The sequence below is a fragment of the Spirosoma pollinicola genome (genome assembly GCF_002831565.1).
In the GTDB taxonomy this organism is placed as follows: Bacteria; Bacteroidota; Bacteroidia; order Cytophagales; family Spirosomataceae; genus Spirosoma; species Spirosoma pollinicola.
This window is the reverse complement of the sequence record NZ_CP025096.1, coordinates 2,127,810-2,145,926: the sequence shown is the minus strand read 5'-3', so window position 1 is coordinate 2,145,926 and position 18,117 is coordinate 2,127,810. Positions and strand designations below refer to the sequence as shown.

Below are 18,117 nucleotides of genomic sequence, written 5' to 3'. Positions count from 1 at the left end.
ACGTCCAGCATCAGCCATGCTCGCGTCAGCCGACCGTATACCGACTACCGTAAACCAACCATCCTATTTCACCTGATTCATAAATAGCGACAAATCTCCTTCGGCGGCCGCTTTCAGGAGCAGGAAACGCCACACGTTGCTGACCGATACATAGCCATCAACTTCGGCGCGGTTGAGCGTCAAAACGCTTTGGAGTAAGGTTGGTAAATCGGTCAGGCCGCTTTCGTAGCGGGATTTTGCCTGATTGTAGGCTTGCCGGGCGGCCTGTAGCTGAACAGGTGCCTGCCGGGCCTGTTCCAATGCCACCTGGTATTGGGTTTCGGCTTCCTGATACTGGCGGGAAATCTGAAGCCGCTGTGTATTGAACAACTGCCGCGACCGTTCGACCAGAAACTGATCGGCGTGGTAATCCCGGTTGGTGCGGATTAGATTGGTCAGATTCCAGCGGGCCACAACGCCCACCAGATAATTGGCCACCTGGTAACCAAGGCCATTGAGTTGGTTCGCCTGAAAAATGTCCCCCTGATTGGAAAAGCCCGAGCCACGGGCATTGCCCACACCTACCAATGATATTGTCGGCATCCCCGATCGCTGTGTGGATAAACTCCGGGCCGCCGACAGGTTGATCTGCGATTGAAACAATCGCAGCGTTGGATTTTTGGGTGAAATCGAGTCAGAGAGGAAATTGCCGTTGGGAAGCGTAGTGTAAAAACTCATGCTATCTACAGGCATACTGGCCTGTACCTGACCTGCCAATTCGGATAGTCGCAGTCGCTGAACCTGTTCCTGCTGTTGGCTACCCAGCAGAAGCAAGCGTGCCCGAACAGCCTCGGCGGTAGCCAGCGAGCTATCGACACCCGCCCGCATTCCCGACCGAACACCCGCATCGACCACCCGCTTGAATGTTTGCGCCCGATCCAGATTACTGCGCTGAATCTGAACCAGTTTCTGGTTGATCAGCAAAAGCAGATACGAATCAATGGTGCGAACCTGATGCTGGAAAATTTCATTTTCATAATCTACTTGGCTCCGCTGAAGATCAGCTTTCGCAACGCCTATATTGGCTTTGATGCGCCCGAACGTAATGGCTCGCCACTCGATAGATGCGCTTGTAAAACTGCCGAAACTCGCCTGCGAAACGTTGGTAGCTCGTACCCCGCCCGACGTCGAAATGTTCGTCCCTTCGTTCGGAAAAAACGAACCATTCAGGCTGTTGCTGGTGGCATAGGTGTACTGATCCTGAACAATGAGTGTGGGCAGTAAATCTGTCTGACTGGCCTGCACGCGTCGTTCGGCACTGCTGACTTCGGCCTGTTTGGCTTTCAGAAACGGGTATTGCCGCACGCTTTGGTCCACAACCTGATTCAGGTTCAATACCTGCGCTTTTGCCTGAAACGTAAGAACGCTCATTGTCAGCATGAGCAGTGTGCCCGCCGTTCGGCCATGACCGAAATCGGTTAGGCGTTCGTGCAGGACATAACGAAAACATAAGTTTACCAAACGTGGGTTTTTCATTGGCAACAACCTGACCCCGGTTGAGCTTACGAACGGTCAAGTGTCTGCAAAACACGATCTCAATGTTGGAAACATTTGGGAAAACGGATATTAGTGCGAAAGATTATACGGCTTTTGTAATGACAAGTAAGGAAAGTGAAGTCTGCTCAATCTGACTTAGTCGCGTTAGCGACGAGATGTTTGTAGTAAAAGGGTCCAGCGCAACTTTTGTTCGTGCCGTTAGGTACAAGACATCATGCCTCATTTCTTCATTAATTGCTCCAGGACCATATCCAATTCCTGTATCGACATATCCCGGCCAATCATAATTTTATTGGCATCCAGCAGGACATTGTCTGGCATTTGATGAACGGCGTAGTCTTTAGTTACAACCGCTTTTTCCATAAAGTCCTGGACTTGAATCCAGGGCAATCGGTAATTCGTCGCTGCATTTTGCCCATCCAATTGGTCGAATTCGACGGATACGGTAATGATTTCCAACCCTGAAGCGTGATATTTTTTGTAGAGTTTTTTTAAGTCGACATGGCGTTTCTGGCAGGCGGTTAGAATACGCATCGAGAAGTCGATAAGAACAAAATGGTCGGGCAAGGCTGATAGATGAGCAATTTTCTGGTTCTCTCCGGGTAAACTAAAGTCGGGAGCTTTATTGCCCAACTGTTTACGAGCCAGTTGCTCTTTAATTTCTTGGTAGGATGGGTAGCCAGCAAAGAAAGTAAGGCCGTTAAATAACTCAAGTGTTTGCTTGTATGGGAAGTAGTCTGAGGCAAAAAGGTACCAGCTGGATGCCAGTTGCGGCTTCTCCAGAATTAGTTTCGCTACTGCATTTTTGCGGATTGTTCGTAGCGAATCCCTGGTGTATTCCAGAGAAAAAACTTTAAGTGAATCGCCGGAACGTAACGCGTCGAACAGAGTTGATTGGTTATCTGACTCAATGTCAATATCTTGTCTCAAATGGGTAAGTTGTTCGGGCCATAGTTCACTACTGGCCGACCCCGTTATAATAGGCGATCCAAATAGCCCTGATTCAATCCCGATTGAGATCGTTGGAGAGTCAATGAAAAACTGTATATCGTCTTTGTTGCCCTCTACCCAAAGATAAGCCGGGCAGGGCTCTGCTAAATTTATTGTAAATGTGGCACTTCGATTAACGATGGTCGTGGTGTCAATGATTTTGGGATGATGCAATGGGTTGGCAACAATCATGGCTTGCTTGCCCTCCCAGGCTTTCGGAAAGTAGCCATTTATCGTACTACTAAATTGAGCCTGTAAGTTGCCCTGCGCACCCAAAACAAAAACGATGACTAACCAGAGGGCGGCTTCATGCCTTTGTCTTTTTATCCTTTTATTTATTATCAGATAATTGGAGAGTTCGCTCATGTTTATATCATTGATAGGTTTGAAACGCGCTGTCTGTCAATTTTTTAAACGTCTGAAAGTCTTCATGTAGTCTAGGGATCAAACGTTTTGCCATGAATACGAAAAAAACATCAACTTTCTTTTGACTCTCCCCTTACGTCATAGCCTACATTTGATTCGTCAATGATTTGCGGTATACGCAGCAAAACGGACAGGAAAACCCTGAATACGCAGCTTTTCTGAATAAGGCAATGACGTATTTTGCTGAAGGGCTTTAGGGGAATTGGTGAAATGGTAGATTTAGTGGAGTAGGTGAAGAACGTGGAGTAGTAGTGGCGTTCCAGGACCCGACATTACTCATTTCACTTATTTCACCCATTCCACCAAGTACCTTCCAGAATCTTTCCAACATTGCCCCTTATTTTAGCGACCTGTTAGGAAAGGCAACGTTATGAAAGTACTGGTGGTAGAGGATGAACAAGGGCTGGCCGAAAGTATCACCGAATACATGGTGAAGGATGGCTACATATGCGAAACCGCAGCCACGTTTCGGGAGGCTGAAGAGAAAATTCACCTCTACACCTACGATTGCGTAATCGTCGATCTGACCCTGCCCGATGGCAACGGCTTTCAGATTATCGAAGCCCTGAAAAAACTCATCGCCACAACCGGTGTTATCATTATATCAGCTCGTAATGCACTGGAAGATAAGCTAAAAGGGCTGGAAATTGGCTCAGACGATTACCTGACAAAACCTTTTCACCTGTCGGAGTTGAATGCCCGTGTCAAGTCGTTGATGCGTCGGAGGCAGTTTGGCGGTCATACCGAAATTCGGTTTCAGGAAATCGCTGTGGTGCCTCATACCCGTAAAGTTTTCGTGACCGGGCAATTGACGACCCTATCACGGAAAGAGTATGATTTATTGCTGTATTTCCTGTCGAATGTAGATGTAGCACTGACTAAAGCATCCATTGCCGAGCACCTTTGGGGCGACAATATCGACTCGGCCGATTCATTCGATATGGTGTATTCCCACATCAAAAACCTGCGCCGGAAATTGCTGGAAAAAGGCTCCGCCGACTATGTGCAATCCATTTACGGCATCGGTTATAAATTCAGTCAGTTTTGAAGCTACTCAACAAAACCAATCGAATCTACCTGGCCTTTTCGCTGGTCATCTACCTGCTAACAGCAATTGCGTTTTACCAGATTATCCGGCTGGTGATCTATGATGAAGTCGAGAATCGGCTGCGGGTCGAAAAGCGTGATTTTCAGGCCTATGTTCGTGCTCACAACACCTGGTCGAACATCCCCTACTTTGTTGAAAACAAGATTGAAATTACGCCCGTGAATAGCAATTCGACTCGGCAGGAAGAGTTCTCGGATACGCTCATACTAAACCGATACGATAATGAACTTAGTCCGTTTCGGCAGCTAACGTTCTATCAATCCATTCAGGGCGTTGTGCATCGGGTCGAAATTCGAAAATCGCTCCTTCAGACCTATCGACTTATTGAAGTCATGACCCTTGCCATGATGCTCTTTCTGGGGCTGCTGCTGGTGGGCACATTCTGGTTTCAGAACAAACTGTCGGGACGGCTCTGGCATCCGTTCTACGATACCTTGTCGCGAATCAAGGGGTTTGATTTGAGTAGTGGCACATCACTGGCGCTAGAGAAGCCCGAGATAACCGAGTTTCGGGAGTTGAACGACGTGTTGCAGAAAATGGCCGACAAGATGCAACAGGATTACAGAAGCCTCAAGGAATTTACCGAAAATGCTTCTCACGAGATGCAAACGCCCCTGGCACTTATCAATGCCAAAGTAGAGCAACTCATTCAAAATGAACAGCTAACCGAAATCCAGACGCACTGGGTTGAGAGTATTTATCACGCGTCGCGACGTATATCGCGCCTGAATCAGGGATTACTGTTGCTGGCTAAAATCGAGAATAAACAATTTAACGATAGCCAGTCGATTGACTTGTCGAGTTTACTAAGCGGAAAGTTGACTGACATGGAAGAGGTGCTGACGTTCAAAAAACTGTCGGTAAACATTCAGATAATAGCTTCATTCGATGTGGTTCTCCCGCAGACATTAGCCGATATCCTGGTAACGAATCTGGTGAATAATGCAATCAAGCACAATCAGACTGCAGGCCAGATTGAACTGGTGTCAACGGCCGACCAACTCTATTTGAGCAATACGGGCGGAGTGCTCAAGTCATCGCCTGAGCGGTTATTCGAGCGGTTCAAAAAGGAGAGCGCGAGTCCCGATTCGGTTGGATTAGGCTTGTCAATTATCCGGCAGATAGGGGACAGCTATGGCTTGACTATCTCGTATGAGGAGACTAACGGTATTCATCGGTTTTGCCTCGAAAGAGTAGTGAGATAAGCTCCTTAATCGGACTGTGTTGGTAGCTTTTCTGCGGCATTTTTCCGTTTCAGCCGATAGGTCAGGCCTATGATCAGATTATTTTTACCGGTTGCCAACTCAGGCGTAAAGATGCCTTTATCGAAGGTTGCAGCATCGTAGTTAGTCTGGTTCATCCAGCCAACCTGCAAAATCCACTGGTTATCAAACTGGTAACCAACGCCGGCATATATTCGATTACGCTCAAAAACGGGACCAATAGGGTTGACAAAAATCTCGTCGTAGATTGACAGGAAGGCCGTTTTGTTAGTAATCGTATAGTTATTGAGCGGCAAAAGCGTATTGAACCGATAGCGAATTCGATTGCGATAGGGCATTGTGCCATTTCGAAAATTGAACCAGCGTTGTTCTATCCGATAGCGATGCTCGAACTTTATACGAGACACAAACTGATTAAGTGTCAGTTGTTCCCATAGCCGGGTTTCTGTATTAAGCGGCCCATCTGCCAGTGCTTTGTAATCGTATGTAGATACCTGCGCACCCGCCACCATTAGCGAAAGGGTGCGATCAATCTCGTAGGTAATACCGCTTTTTACGTCAAAATAAAAAAACTGATTAAATACCCCATTAGAACGGGCCTGTAATTCAGCAAAACCACCCCACTTTCTTTTACCGGCAGGAAGTTGTATCGTTCCAGTCATCCATGACCCCCAGGTTGTGGATGGGGTAAGGGATGTTTGGGCAACAGAACGACTAAACGTACCGACAAGCAGGATGTTTACTAAACTAAGCGTAAAAAGAAGACGAATCACAGGAGACCGGGCATACTCGATAGTGTAAAAATAATCAGCAATTGTGCCAGATTATAGCCAACAGAATAGCTGGATAAGAATTACACGAGAAAGCTTTTCTCTTTAATGTCGGTTTCCTAATCGGGCTGTGTTGGTAGCTTTTCTGTTGCATTTTTCCGTTTTAGACGATAGGTCAGGCCCACCACTACATTGTACTTACCCGTTGCTAACTGGGGAGTAAAGATACCCTGGTCAAATGTAGCTGAGTTGTAGTTGGTCTGATTTACCATTCCAAGCTGCACGATCCACTGCTGATCGAATTGATAACCAACGCCCGCATACAATCGATTTCGCTCAAAGGTTGGCCCAACTGGATTCAAAAAAACCTCGTCGTAAACGGACAAAAAGGTCGTTTTGGCCGTAACCGTGCGGTTATTAATCGGTATAAACATATTTAGCCGGTAACGAATACGGCTGCGATAAGGCGTAGTACCATCCCGAAAATTGAACCAGCGCTGTTCTACCCGGTAGCGATGCTCAAACTTCACTCGGGTCAGGTACTGGTTGATAATAAGTTGCTCCCACAATCGCTTTTCAGTATTGAGCGGGCCGTCAGGCAGGTCCTTATAGTCGTAGGTAGCATACCGCCCACCGGCAACTGTGAGGGTGAAATTCTTGTCGAGATCGTAGCTGACACCACCCTTTAATTCGCTGTAAAAAAACTGGTTGAAAACGGAATTTGCACGACCTTGTACTTCGGCAAAACCACCCCATTTTTTTTCGCCACCCGGCAACACCAACGTGCCAATTAACCAGGTTCCCCAGGGGGAGGAAGGGGTAAGCGATGTTTGAGCAAGGCTACGGCTGAGGGTACAAACCAGCACTAAGACTACTAAAGATAACGTAAATCGAAAACGGATCACAACAGATTTGATATATTACGGTGCGTAAAATTACTTACTATTATCCAGAGATGAAGTCAATCGCCTTATTATTAACAATTTGATAATTCAACTTGTTGGTTTGGCTAGCTGGTACCAACCTACAGCAGATTCTGAGATAATGTATGCGTATCTACCTTTAAATCAAATCATTCCGAAAAATAGCTGTAGACATAAGTAAGCTTACGGTTAATTCGTCAAATTTGTAAATGTTGCCGTGAGCCTCTATAATGGACGTAAATTCATTTCTCTTCAAACTACCTACGAATGAAAACTCGACATATACAACGGATAGCATTGATGCTAGCCTTATCGGTATCGGTTGGTGTGGTTATGGCCGGACCTGTCCCCAAGCCATCCGCAGTCCGCAAATACACGATTGAGCAATTCATGAAAACCATCCGGTTCGGCGGATCCGATATTTCGCCGGATGAGCAGACCGTGCTGTTCAGCAGCAACCAGGATGGCGTATTTAATTTATATGAAATTCCCTTTGCCGGAACGGGCCAGCCCAAACAGCTAACAACATCGAAAACGAATGCTATTTATGTGATCGGGTATTTGCCTGATGGCCGTATTTTGTACAGCAGCGATCAGGGCGGCAATGAATTAAGCCATATCTATCTGCGCGAAAAAGACGGTGCCGTTGCTGATCTGACACCCGCCGAGAAAGCTAAATTCCAATTTGCGGGTCTGAGTTACGACCGCAAAAGTTTCTTCTATCAGTCTAACCAGCGCAATAAGGCCGCTTTCGATGTGTATGAAATGGATCTGGCTACGATGAAGCCAAAGCTGATATTTGAAAATCCGGGTGGCTTCTTTCCCGGCGATGTATCGCCTGACAGACGGTATATCGCACTGGCCAAAACCATGACCACCAGCAACGGCGATGTGTATCTGTTCGATACGCAAACCAAAGAAAATAAACTACTGACCAAACATGAGGGGGACGTGAACAATGGTCCGGGAGAATTTACACCCGATGGGAAAAAACTCCTGATTTCGACTGACGAAGGAAATGAGTTTGCTCATATAAAAGCGTATGACATAGCCTCGGGCCAGAGTACCGTGCTTGACAAAGCCAATTGGGATATTTCGGGCGATTACCTGTCGCATCGGGGTCGTTACCGCGTCCTGTCTGTTAATAATGATGCCCGTACTGAACTCAAAATCATTGACACGCGGACTAATCAGCCCATCAAACTACCCGCCCTTCCTGATGGCGATGTAACGGGTGTGAATATCACGGACAGCGAGAGCCGGATGACCTTTTATGTCAATAGCTCCAACTCCCCCGCGACACTTTATTCATACGACTTTAAGACCGGGAAAGTGACGCCTTTAGTTCGTGGCCTTAATCCCGAAATCAACGCTGACGATCTGGTGGCGGGTGAGGTAATTCGGTATAAATCGTTCGATGGGATGGAGGTGCCTGCTTTGCTTTATAAGCCCAAAGACGCTGGTGCCGGTGCAAAACTACCCGCTATTCTCTCAATTCATGGTGGTCCGGGTGGGCAAACCCGCCTGACCTATTCGCCCCTGGTGCAGTATCTGGTGAACAGCGGCTATGTGGTGCTGGCCGTCAATAATCGGGGTAGCTCGGGCTATGGCAAAACGTTCTTTGCTGCCGATGATCGCAAACATGGCGATGCCGATTTGAAAGACTGTGTGGAATCGAAGAAGTTTCTGGCCGCAACAGGCTACGTCGATCTGGCAAAAATTGGCATTATGGGTGGGTCATATGGCGGCTATATGACACTGGCCGGTTTAACTTTCACGCCCGATGAGTTTGCCGTTGGTGTCGATATTTTCGGGGTAGCTAACTGGCTTCGCACGTTAAACAGTATGCCCGAATGGTGGGGTCCTCAACGTGATGCCCTGTTTAAGGAAATTGGTCACCCCAAAACAGATTCTGTTGCCTTGTACAACAAATCACCTCTGTTTCATACCGGGCGTATCAAAAAGCCGCTCCTGGTTATTCAGGGAGCCAATGACCCACGCGTATTAAAGATCGAGTCGGACGAGATCGTGGCGAATGTGAAGAAAAACGGCGTACCGGTCGAGTATGTTACCTTTCCGAACGAGGGGCATGGTTTCGTGAAAAAAGAAAACGAAATCACAGCGTACAAAGCCGTAAGGGAGTTTTTGGATAAATACCTTAAGGGGCCAGCAAACTAAGGTAGTACCTTTCCAACTGCTGTTAAGACCGTTACCGTGGCCGAAGTTGTTTCGGGTTTAGCCGGACCTGTGGGTAATTCGCCAATAGAGATGGCTGCCCGCGGCTCCAGCGTCCGCTCAACGGTTTGTTTGGCCGAGTCGATCTTGTGATGAGCGCGATCGTAATAATCGAATCGAACGGCAATCTTATTGTACGAATATTTGGGCGAGGTGTTGGTAATCGTGAATCGGTGGAGATTAAGCGGTGCTTCACCAGCTTTACCGGTTGGACCGGGCTTCCAGAAAATGCGGTCAATCAACAAATCACGGACTGCATTTGGGGTATCGGTATCGGCAACCTTCTGATTGCCTGATTGACAGGCCAGGGTCGACACCAGCAGAATCCCAAAAATTACAGCTTTATATATGGACGGGCCGCTATTCATTCTCAATCGAATGGATTAGTTGGGTTATGGTATCTCGCTGAGCAGGCGAAACGTTCTCCGAGAGGGTAACTAAATCTGATTTTACCCGCTCCCATAGCGGAAGACTTAACACGATGGCATCGGTCTGAAACTCGACTTGATCGCCCTGATCGGATTGTGTAACGGGTAGTGGTTCTAAAACTGTGCGGGCAAATTCGCTTCGTACACGTTCTTTTATAAACGGAATTGGGTCCAGATTAGCCTCAATTAACCGTTGCTTACTAAATACTTTGGTTTTCTTCCACCACATGCCTGTATTATTAATTCAGCGATTGGCTATTTAGACGCCCAATCGCCATTGGGTATTTAACGTTGATGAACAGCTTCGTTTACCTGAGTGAGCTTACGTGCCGATGAAAAAACTTGATACCAAAATAGGTATAGGCTACTAAAGCCCCCGATTCGAGTATTGCTTCTGTATGATTACGAACATACACACCGCTTGAATAATCCTGTACCCAATTAATCAGTATCGCGCAGTAAGCAAAAAAGGCCAGCGATGCACCAGTAATAACGATCAATAAAAAGAATGTCTTATTCATAGTTCATAATCCCGAACAGGGAGTCAAAGTTAAGAATGTAAGTGAATCTTATGACCCCTATGTCGTAAAAGGGTTTAATTTGGGTTAACACATTTTTGCATTTACTTAGTATACGGCAAAAACAGCTTGACAGATGCGCGACGGCTGAGCGGGATACCAGAAAACTTTACAAGATTAGTATATAAATAGCTAAATGCTGTAACATTATTGAGGAAACGGTTAGTTTCTTAGTTCAACCACTTGAATGCTGTAAATTGACAGACTGTAGACATCTGTTCTTACTTTTGCTGAATTTCCCAAAAGCATTACCCTATGATTGCCGTTATTCAGCGCGTTTCTCAAGCTTCTGTAGTTATAGACAATCAGGTGAAAGGTCAGATTGACGCCGGATTTTTGATTCTGCTCGGAATCACTCATGCGGATACCCGCGAAGACGTGGACTGGCTAAGCAGAAAAATTGTTGGCATGCGCATCTTTAGCGATAAAGAAGGCAAAATGAACCTCGATCTGGCGGCCGTTGAGGGTGATATTTTATTGATCAGCCAGTTTACCCTGCACGCCAGTACCAAAAAAGGAAACCGGCCCAGTTTTATCGAAGCGGCTCGACCAGACGTTGCCGTGCCGCTCTACAAAGCCATGATCGCTCAGCTATCAACTGACGTAGGTAAGCCAATTCAAACCGGTGAATTTGGTGCCGACATGAAGGTTTCCCTGCTCAATGACGGACCGGTAACTATTTTGATCGACTCAAAAAATCGGATTTAGCCACCGGCATTACCAATATGTTACCGTTATCCGTTACTTTTACTAAAACCAGCCCTAACCTGCCGCCTTCACGGTAGGTGAATTGCCGAATGGATTTTTTACCCCTTGATATCACCGCTTACGCCGACGCTCATACCTCACCCGAAAGTGAGTTGTTGAGTAAGCTTAATCGCAACACCCACGCGCACATAATGGCCCCCCGCATGTTGTCGGGACATATACAAGGGCGATTCCTGTCGATGATTTCCTGGATGATACGTCCCCGGCGTGTGCTTGAAATTGGTACATATACCGGTTATTCGGCGCTTTGCCTGGCTGAAGGGCTGGCCAATGATGGTAAGCTGATTACCATTGACCAAAATGAGGAGCTGGAGGACTTTGCCCGGTCTTACTGGCAGCAATCACCCCTAAACGACAAAATTGATTTTCGGCTTGGTATAGCCAAAGATATACTCCCAACCCTCAACGAAGCGTTTGATTTGGTGTTCATTGACGCTGATAAGCGTAATCTGGCCGTTTATTTCGACTTGATAATTGACAAAATACAGCCCGGCGGGTTTATTCTGGCCGACAACGTATTGTGGAGTGGCAAGGTTGTTGAACCAATAAAAACATCGGACCTGGATACACTGGCCGTGCATGGTTTTAATCAAAAAGTTCATAATGACCCACGTGTAGAAAACGTGTTATTGCCCATTCGCGATGGGATTATGATGCTTAGAAAACGAAACTGATTTACTTTAATGATGATGAATAGACTTACCCCCTTACTGTTTTTCTTTGTTCTGATAGGACTGACTGTGTCGGCGCAAACAGTTTCAGTTCCGATTGTGCCGGAGCAGGTGACGTTTGCCGATATAATCGTACGCCTGAATCCTGATGCCCGGCGTATTGTGCAACAGGATGTCAATGCACTTCTGTCCAATCGGCAATACTGGACCGCAAAACTCGATCGGGTCGTACTGTATTTTCCCATGATCGAGTCTATCCTAATTGACGAGGATGTTCCAACCGATTTTAAATACCTCGCCGTTCAGGAGAGTTCACTCACGCCCGATGCCGTGTCGTCATCAACAGCCGTAGGGTACTGGCAGTTTAAGCGCGAAACAGCTATAGATAATGGCATGCGTGTGGATGAGGTTATCGACGAACGTAAAAGCATTACGGGGTCAACGCACGGAGCAGCTAAATACCTTAAGCGGAGTAATGGACAGTTTAATAACTGGGTTGCGTCGCTCTATTCCTATTATCTGGGGGCGGGCGGCATTGCTAAACTGATTCCACCCGATTGGTCATATGCCCGCGAAGTGGCCTTGGATGGGAATACCGACCGTTATATTTTGCGATTCTTCGCCCACAAGGTGGCCATTGAAAATGCCTTGAAATTCCACCAGACGAGCAACCGGTTTGCCCTCATCGAATACCCGAACGGGGGTGGGAAAACCATGAAGTCCATTGCCGAAGAACTGGGCGTCGATGAGTTTGAATTGCGTAAATACAACCGCTGGGTGATGGGCGATGGCGTGCCGACAGACAAAATGTATGTGATGGCCGTTCCGGTTGCAAGCGACCAGATCAATGATATTCGGCAAAAAATCGTCAGCGTAAGTTCGAGCAAAAGCCCCGATTTCGTTCAGAGCGACGTTGGTTTCCCTGTCCTGCGCCGGGTTACTACGGGTGTCAGCAGCAAAAATGACCCAGTTTTGTACGAAATCAATGGCCTGCCGGGTATTCAGGCACAAGCTGGCGACAATGCCGGATCGCTGGCGAGAAAAGCTAAAATCAGTTTGTCGAGCTTTCTGCGATACAACGATATGACCGACCGCGACCCAGTATTGGTGAACGATGTATATTATTTAGCCAAGAAGCGTAAAAAAGCCCTGGTACCCTTCCACACGGTTCGCGAAGACGAAACCTCTCGCAGTATTTCGCAACGCTATGGCATTCGACTCAAGAAATTAATGCGGTACAACCGCCTTGATCGGGTACAAAAACTAGCGACTGGCCGGGTGATGTGGCTTCGTGAACGCCGACCCAGCAATAAACCTGTCGAAATTATTAACGCTCCAACGCCACCCGTATATGACCGCACGCCAACTGTAGCATCGAATGCTACAACACGGCAGGTAACGGGCAGTGACGGTGTTCCACGCAATGCATCGGAGCGTAAATTATATCAACCCAAATTAGTTGGCGGGGGCATTACCCCGAACGATGGCACATCGGAACCGGCTACACCGCAACGGGCAGAGCCTCAATCCCCATCAATTCAGTCTGGAACAGCCCGTCCGGCTCCCGCTCGTAAACTTGTGCCAACTGTAACGACGCCCCTGGATGATAGCAATGGATCGCAACGGGTAGTTATTGTCAGAACGCCCGACGGACCAGAACCTACCAGGGCCGTACCCGTTGCCACAACACCCGAGCGTGCCCAGTCTGCTGGCAGTTCGGTAGCGGCAATGCCCAGACCAAAAGCATCGGATACGTACGCCAGTACCCCTAAAACCAAGCCAGCGCCAACTACAGACATGGATATGGGTCGCCCTGAAGTGGGTCGCCCTGACGCGGGAAAATATGATGGCCCACGTGAGCAACAGGCAGATGGGTCACTCACAATCCCGACCGCCGTACCGACCAGCAAAGCGCCACCGCGCCCGGCACCACCGTCCGTTACCAAAACGGATACACGCCCAACAACACCCGTTATGACCAGCCCGGAACCGAAGGAGGCTTCTATGCCAGCCACCACGCGGTCTGCAACATCAACAAGCGTGAACCGGTCGGCCACTACGCACTCCGTAGAGCCGGGTCAAACGTATTACAGTATTTCAAAACTCTACGGTCTGACCGTTGATGAATTACTGGAAATCAATAACCTGACTGCGGATGATAAGCTGGAAGTTGGTCAGAAACTTGCGGTGAAACTTACACCTGGTGGTCGGGTTGTGAAGCCATCATCAGGCACCAAGCCAATGTCAACATCAGAATCGACCGTTACGTACCATACGGTTGCAAAAGGCGAAACTATGTTTCGTATTTCGCAGCAATATGGCGTCAGCATCGAGCAAATCCAGTCGTGGAATAACCTGACCGATGCGGGCGTTAAAGTGGGGCAGAAGCTTAAGATTATGAAGCCGTAACGGGTTAACGTTATTCAGTTGAAAAGCCGTCCCAACCTGGGGCGGCTTTTTTTATAACCGGCGATTATCATCAGAATTTGTCAGTCACCTAGTATCTTTACGTATATGATACTCATTGATAATACTTGTATTAGCGACGATGTCGCCGAAAAGTTCTTCGTCTGTAACCTGGATAAATGTAAAGGAGCCTGTTGCGTCGAAGGCGACATGGGTGCACCATTGGAGGGCGATGAGCCCGCTATTTTAGATCGTATTTACGAAAATATAAAGCCTTATTTATCGCCCGAAGGCATTAAAGTCATAGAGCAAAAGGGGGGTTATGAATCCGACGAAACGGGTGGCTTTGTGACGAATACCGTTGCCGGACGCGAATGCGTTTATGCAACCTGGGATAACAAAGGAATTCTGAAATGCGGCATTGAAGAAGCTTATAACGATGGGAAAGTCGATTGGAAAAAACCCATTTCGTGCCATCTTTATCCCATTCGCGTTACAAAATATGAATCCTTCCATGCGCTAAACTACGACCGGTGGCCCATTTGCAGCCCGGCCTGTGGCCTTGGCGAACAGTTGAATGTACCCATCTATAAATTCGTTCGGGAAGCCCTTGTGCGGGCTTACGGCGAAGAATGGTATGTACGTTTATCGAAGGCCATTGAAGAAAAAGGCGAAGCACATTAAGTAAATGGACAATGAAAATTTGTCAATTTATTAGATAGCCGATTTACCCGTTAATTTCGTTCATGTAACAACCGTCCCGCAGGCTTTTGACGCACCCCTGGCTACACGTCCATCAAAAGGAGAATAGCGTCGTTCGACAGGGCTTCAAATGCCAAAGTGTACCCACGCTCAACGGTTAATGCTAAACTATCTTTTTCGTGAAGAAGTCGGTTAGCTACTTCAAAAGTGCCCTGCAAAACAAAGACAAAAATTCCCTGCGTTTCTGCAGTTGCCCCTACGATGTACTCGCCTTCTGCCCGACCGTCATACTGGCCGATAAAGAGCCGTTTATCTGATGACACGGTAAGTGGCAAAAGTGTGTTTTTCGTTGTAAGATCGAATCCAGCCTGGTTAATTGTTGGAGAGCTATGCACCGACAGGTTGCTCAGCCAGATTTGTAAAAAATTGATCGTTTCTGTCTCGTATGGATTACTGACCGTGTAACTCATGCCTGTATTCAATGACAGAATGCCAACTTGGCCGGGTTCAAGAAAGTATGCTACTGGTGTCCCGTTCGATAGCTCTTGCCCGTATTCCAGACCGCCAGAAACCGGCAGCAGAATGACATCCATTTTCTGCTCTACCTGCATAGTCAGGCTCATGCCAGCGCGAAGCATATCGTCGTTTAACAGACATAACGAGCCAAAAGGCTGGCGGCTTTCTTCCATATATCCACCGAAATTGAACGTGTGATAACTTCGAAAATCGGTTTTTTCGGAGCAGCCCCGCTGGTCGGCCAGATAAATTTGAGCCTGTGTTTTCGTATCCATTCGTTACGGATTAAGTGCTCAGGGTTGAAATGACCAGATAGTCAGCTTTGGCTGAAGCGCAATCAGGTCGGTCGATACGTCGCTGCCGGTTTGCAAGGCCTGCCTCTGGTCGCCATACGCAATCAGCATCTGATCGCCAATTGTGTCGATCCAGGTAATTGGGTCACTATAAAAGTGGATGGCAATCTTGTGAGCCTCTTTTTGCTCCATATGTGATGCCAGAATCTCAAATTTGAATTGAGTAAATGGCATGCATAACTTCTCCAAAGCATTCACTACATCTGGAATCGTTTGATTCAACTGTTGTAAATAGCCCATAGCCACCCGGCTGGTCAGGTAATGCAGTCGGTCAGCACCGGGTACATTGTCGATCAACTCCTGAAACGTCAGGTAGTGTGTCGACTGATTAAAAAACTGGGCCTGCATAAAGAACTCCTGATATGTTTCCTCAAAAACGACTTTGTCCCAGGCTTTGGTGGCCGATGCGTCGATGAGTTTAGTATAACTGAAACGAATAAGGCCTTTCATAGCGAATGTCCTGCTGCTAAGCACTCACAACAATCGTGTGAGTTAGTGTATAACCGGCCGAAATACTTCCGGCAACAGTGCCTAACTCGTTCGCAACAGAATCGGAAAACACATTGTCTCTTTCATTTTTAGTGTCCTGTACGCCCTTGGTATAGCCATACGATTGCGCTGTGGTGTATACTATGTTGGAGATATCGTAAGGGAAAGCGATCTGCGTCACCAGTAGCGATTTTCCGGCCGAATTGTAGATGTGGACGTGAATATGCGGTGCCCGTCCACTATACCAGCCGGGAAAAATCGACGTGAACGTAACAAGGCCATTGGCGTCTGTTGTTTGCCGCCCGCGCAGGAAATCGACAGTGGTAAAATTGACGCTCTGCATGCCGGTTCCGCCATATTCCGAGTAATATCCATCTTTATCGCAGTGCCAGATATCGACAATTGCCCCCGACAAGCCAGCACAGTTGCTACTCGAATTTTTAATGGTAATAGTCATGGTAAAGGCCACACCAGTGCGATCTGAGCGAATATCCTGCCGAACAAAGTTGGCGGGTACTTTGGTTGGGAATGGCCCTTCTGTTTCGGATGGGGTAACCGTGCAGTTGCTCGACGAACTACCGTTACTTGACCCCGTTGATGTGCTGGTACCCGTGTTGGTTGTTGTAGGCTCGACACTTGTGTTCGAACAAGCGCCTATAACGGGAACAATGGCCGCAACGCCCAATAGACTGCTGAAGCCACGCTTTAAAAATTCTTTACGTTCCATATTACTTTATAAATGAGGGTGTTTTTAGTGAGTAGTTTTTGACCTGGTACAATGAACCGTTTCATATACCTATAGCGTAAAAAACACCCAAACGTTGCATTGGAAAGCTGGTTTTATGCTAGATGAGCTGTTGGTATAGCGTAAATACCCGAATACGTCGACGAATAAATTACATGGATAAGCGCTTATTTACTCAAAACTTTGCCCGTTATCCGTAACGAGCCAGCCTTCGGGGAGTTTCTGGTAGTTGTGTGCTTTTAGTGTTGACAAAACCAACAACCGCCATGCGTTCCGACACGAAAAGATTGACCTTATGCTATAATGCAACGATGCAAACAGGGGGAATCTATCGGTTCATCTTCGGCCGACCAGATTTATGGTATCTGTTAAATACAGCTGTAAAAAGGGTGTGGCAGCGACGATTATTTCTTTTATCACTCTGGTTCTGCCTGCAAGTCGGTAGCTTATTTGCCCAGTCTCGTGCGGAAGTTCAGCAAGTAAAATCAGATACAAGCTGGCGGCTGGTGTGGGCCGATGAGTTTGACACAAACGGGCCACCAAATCCTAAAAACTGGGTATTTGAAACGGGTTTTGTGCGCAATAATGAATACCAATGGTATCAGGCTGAAAACGCTCATTGTGAAAACGGTGTGCTCATTATTGAAGGAAAACGTGAGCAACGCTCCAACCCTTTCTATAAAGCTAACAGTGCCAGTTGGCGAACCAATCGCCCTACTATTGAGTACACGTCTTCGAGTATGAAAACAGAAAAACTGCACCAATGGCAATATGGGCGTTTCGAGATGCGGGGCCGTATTGAGACCAGGTCCGGTCTCTGGCCAGCTTTCTGGACACTTGGCGTGTCGGGCGAATGGCCATCGAACGGTGAAATCGATATCATGGAATATTATCGAAATCAGTTACTGGCAAACGTAGCCTGGGCCACCGCAAAACGCTATACAGCTGAGTGGCGAAGCGTAAAAAAGCCAATGACTACGTTTGACGATCCGGACTGGTCAAAAAAGTTTCATATTTGGCGTATGGACTGGGATGAAACGGCTATTCGCCTGTATGTTGACGATCAACTGCTAAACACGGTTCTCCTTGCCGAAACCATAAATCAGGATGGTTCCGGTCTTAATCCGTTTCACCATCCTCATTATGTGCTGCTAAATCTGGCCATTGGGGGCGATAATGGAGGAGACCCGTCCAAAACGCCATTTCCAAGTCGATTTGAGGTCGATTATGTGCGTGTTTATCAGAAATAA

At 47.3% G+C, this 18,117-nt stretch carries 18 protein-coding genes; 8 read left to right on the top strand and 10 right to left on the bottom strand.

What is annotated here, in order from left to right; all coding sequences use genetic code 11:
- Nucleotides 1-63: 63 nt before the first annotated feature.
- Together CWM47_RS09170 and CWM47_RS09165 are read right to left on the bottom strand one after the other, a co-directional pair.
- The gene (locus CWM47_RS09170) at nt 64-1,515 is read right to left on the bottom strand and encodes a TolC family protein (protein ID WP_240625812.1); all 1,452 of its coding nucleotides are present in this window, start codon (nt 1,513-1,515) and stop codon (nt 64-66) included.
- A gap of 240 nt (nt 1,516-1,755) precedes the next feature.
- Nucleotides 1,756-2,892 (bottom strand): TlpA disulfide reductase family protein, encoded by a 1,137-nt coding sequence (locus CWM47_RS09165; protein ID WP_100987692.1) that lies wholly within the window; start codon nt 2,890-2,892, stop codon nt 1,756-1,758.
- Nucleotides 2,893-3,322: 430 nt separating this feature from the next.
- On the opposite strand from CWM47_RS09165, the gene CWM47_RS09155 reads away from it, so the two are divergent.
- Both CWM47_RS09155 and CWM47_RS09150 read left to right on the top strand, forming a co-directional pair.
- Entirely contained in the window at nt 3,323-4,000 is a 678-nt protein-coding gene (locus CWM47_RS09155) for a response regulator transcription factor (protein ID WP_100987691.1), read from the top strand.
- Nucleotides 3,997-5,265, top strand: a complete 1,269-nt coding sequence (locus CWM47_RS09150; RefSeq protein WP_100987690.1) for a sensor histidine kinase — start codon at nt 3,997-3,999, stop codon at nt 5,263-5,265. Before CWM47_RS09155 ends, CWM47_RS09150 begins: the two co-directional genes overlap by 4 nt.
- Before the next feature lie 5 nt (nt 5,266-5,270).
- Here CWM47_RS09150 and CWM47_RS09145 read toward each other — a convergent pair whose 3' ends face one another.
- Both CWM47_RS09145 and CWM47_RS09140 read right to left on the bottom strand, forming a co-directional pair.
- Nucleotides 5,271-6,056: a DUF2490 domain-containing protein gene (locus CWM47_RS09145; RefSeq protein ID WP_100987689.1), complete on the bottom strand. Its 786-nt coding sequence runs from the start codon at nt 6,054-6,056 to the stop codon at nt 5,271-5,273.
- A 116-nt stretch (nt 6,057-6,172) separates the two neighbouring features.
- On the bottom strand, nt 6,173-6,958 hold the full coding sequence (locus tag CWM47_RS09140) for a DUF2490 domain-containing protein (RefSeq protein WP_100987688.1): 786 nt from the start codon (nt 6,956-6,958) through the stop codon (nt 6,173-6,175).
- 285 nt (nt 6,959-7,243) lie between these two features.
- Here CWM47_RS09140 and CWM47_RS09135 point away from each other — a divergent pair, with 285 nt between their 5' ends.
- Entirely contained in the window at nt 7,244-9,154 is a 1,911-nt protein-coding gene (locus tag CWM47_RS09135) for a S9 family peptidase (RefSeq protein WP_240625811.1), read from the top strand.
- On the opposite strand, the gene CWM47_RS09130 is transcribed toward CWM47_RS09135, so the two are convergent.
- From CWM47_RS09130 to CWM47_RS09120, 3 genes are all read right to left on the bottom strand, one after another.
- Nucleotides 9,151-9,585, bottom strand: coding sequence for a hypothetical protein (locus CWM47_RS09130; RefSeq protein WP_157815925.1), 435 nt, complete (start codon nt 9,583-9,585; stop codon nt 9,151-9,153). The two genes, CWM47_RS09135 and CWM47_RS09130, sit on opposite strands and share 4 nt — an antisense overlap.
- On the bottom strand, nt 9,572-9,868 hold the full coding sequence (locus CWM47_RS09125; RefSeq protein WP_100987685.1) for a hypothetical protein: 297 nt from the start codon (nt 9,866-9,868) through the stop codon (nt 9,572-9,574). Before CWM47_RS09125 ends, CWM47_RS09130 begins: the two co-directional genes overlap by 14 nt.
- A 79-nt stretch (nt 9,869-9,947) precedes the next feature.
- Nucleotides 9,948-10,160 (bottom strand): hypothetical protein, encoded by a 213-nt coding sequence (locus CWM47_RS09120; RefSeq protein WP_100987684.1) that lies wholly within the window; start codon nt 10,158-10,160, stop codon nt 9,948-9,950.
- A 312-nt stretch (nt 10,161-10,472) separates the two neighbouring features.
- Here CWM47_RS09120 and dtd point away from each other — a divergent pair, with 312 nt between their 5' ends.
- The 4 genes from dtd to CWM47_RS09100 all read left to right on the top strand — a co-directional run bounded on the left by dtd (nt 10,473) and on the right by CWM47_RS09100 (nt 14,746).
- Nucleotides 10,473-10,925: a D-aminoacyl-tRNA deacylase gene (gene dtd, locus CWM47_RS09115; protein ID WP_100987683.1), complete on the top strand. Its 453-nt coding sequence runs from the start codon at nt 10,473-10,475 to the stop codon at nt 10,923-10,925.
- Between the two features lie 89 nt (nt 10,926-11,014).
- Nucleotides 11,015-11,659, top strand: a complete 645-nt coding sequence (locus tag CWM47_RS09110; RefSeq protein ID WP_100987682.1) for an O-methyltransferase — start codon at nt 11,015-11,017, stop codon at nt 11,657-11,659.
- A 9-nt stretch (nt 11,660-11,668) separates the two neighbouring features.
- Nucleotides 11,669-14,065, top strand: coding sequence for a LysM peptidoglycan-binding domain-containing protein (locus CWM47_RS09105; protein WP_317046725.1), 2,397 nt, complete (start codon nt 11,669-11,671; stop codon nt 14,063-14,065).
- Nucleotides 14,066-14,170: 105 nt separating this feature from the next.
- Nucleotides 14,171-14,746: a DUF3109 family protein gene (locus tag CWM47_RS09100; RefSeq protein WP_100987681.1), complete on the top strand. Its 576-nt coding sequence runs from the start codon at nt 14,171-14,173 to the stop codon at nt 14,744-14,746.
- 101 nt (nt 14,747-14,847) lie between these two features.
- Here CWM47_RS09100 and CWM47_RS09095 read toward each other — a convergent pair whose 3' ends face one another.
- From CWM47_RS09095 to CWM47_RS09085, 3 genes are read right to left on the bottom strand one after another with little or no spacing between them, the layout of a single operon-like run.
- Nucleotides 14,848-15,555 (bottom strand): pirin family protein, encoded by a 708-nt coding sequence (locus CWM47_RS09095; RefSeq protein WP_100987680.1) that lies wholly within the window; start codon nt 15,553-15,555, stop codon nt 14,848-14,850.
- 18 nt (nt 15,556-15,573) lie between these two features.
- Entirely contained in the window at nt 15,574-16,083 is a 510-nt protein-coding gene (locus CWM47_RS09090) for a hypothetical protein (protein WP_100987679.1), read from the bottom strand.
- A gap of 16 nt (nt 16,084-16,099) precedes the next feature.
- The gene (locus CWM47_RS09085; RefSeq protein ID WP_100987678.1) at nt 16,100-16,849 is read right to left on the bottom strand and encodes a dioxygenase family protein; all 750 of its coding nucleotides are present in this window, start codon (nt 16,847-16,849) and stop codon (nt 16,100-16,102) included.
- A gap of 284 nt (nt 16,850-17,133) precedes the next feature.
- On the opposite strand from CWM47_RS09085, the gene CWM47_RS09080 reads away from it, so the two are divergent.
- Complete coding sequence (locus CWM47_RS09080) at nt 17,134-18,117, top strand: glycoside hydrolase family 16 protein (RefSeq protein ID WP_240625809.1); 984 nt, start codon at nt 17,134-17,136, stop codon at nt 18,115-18,117.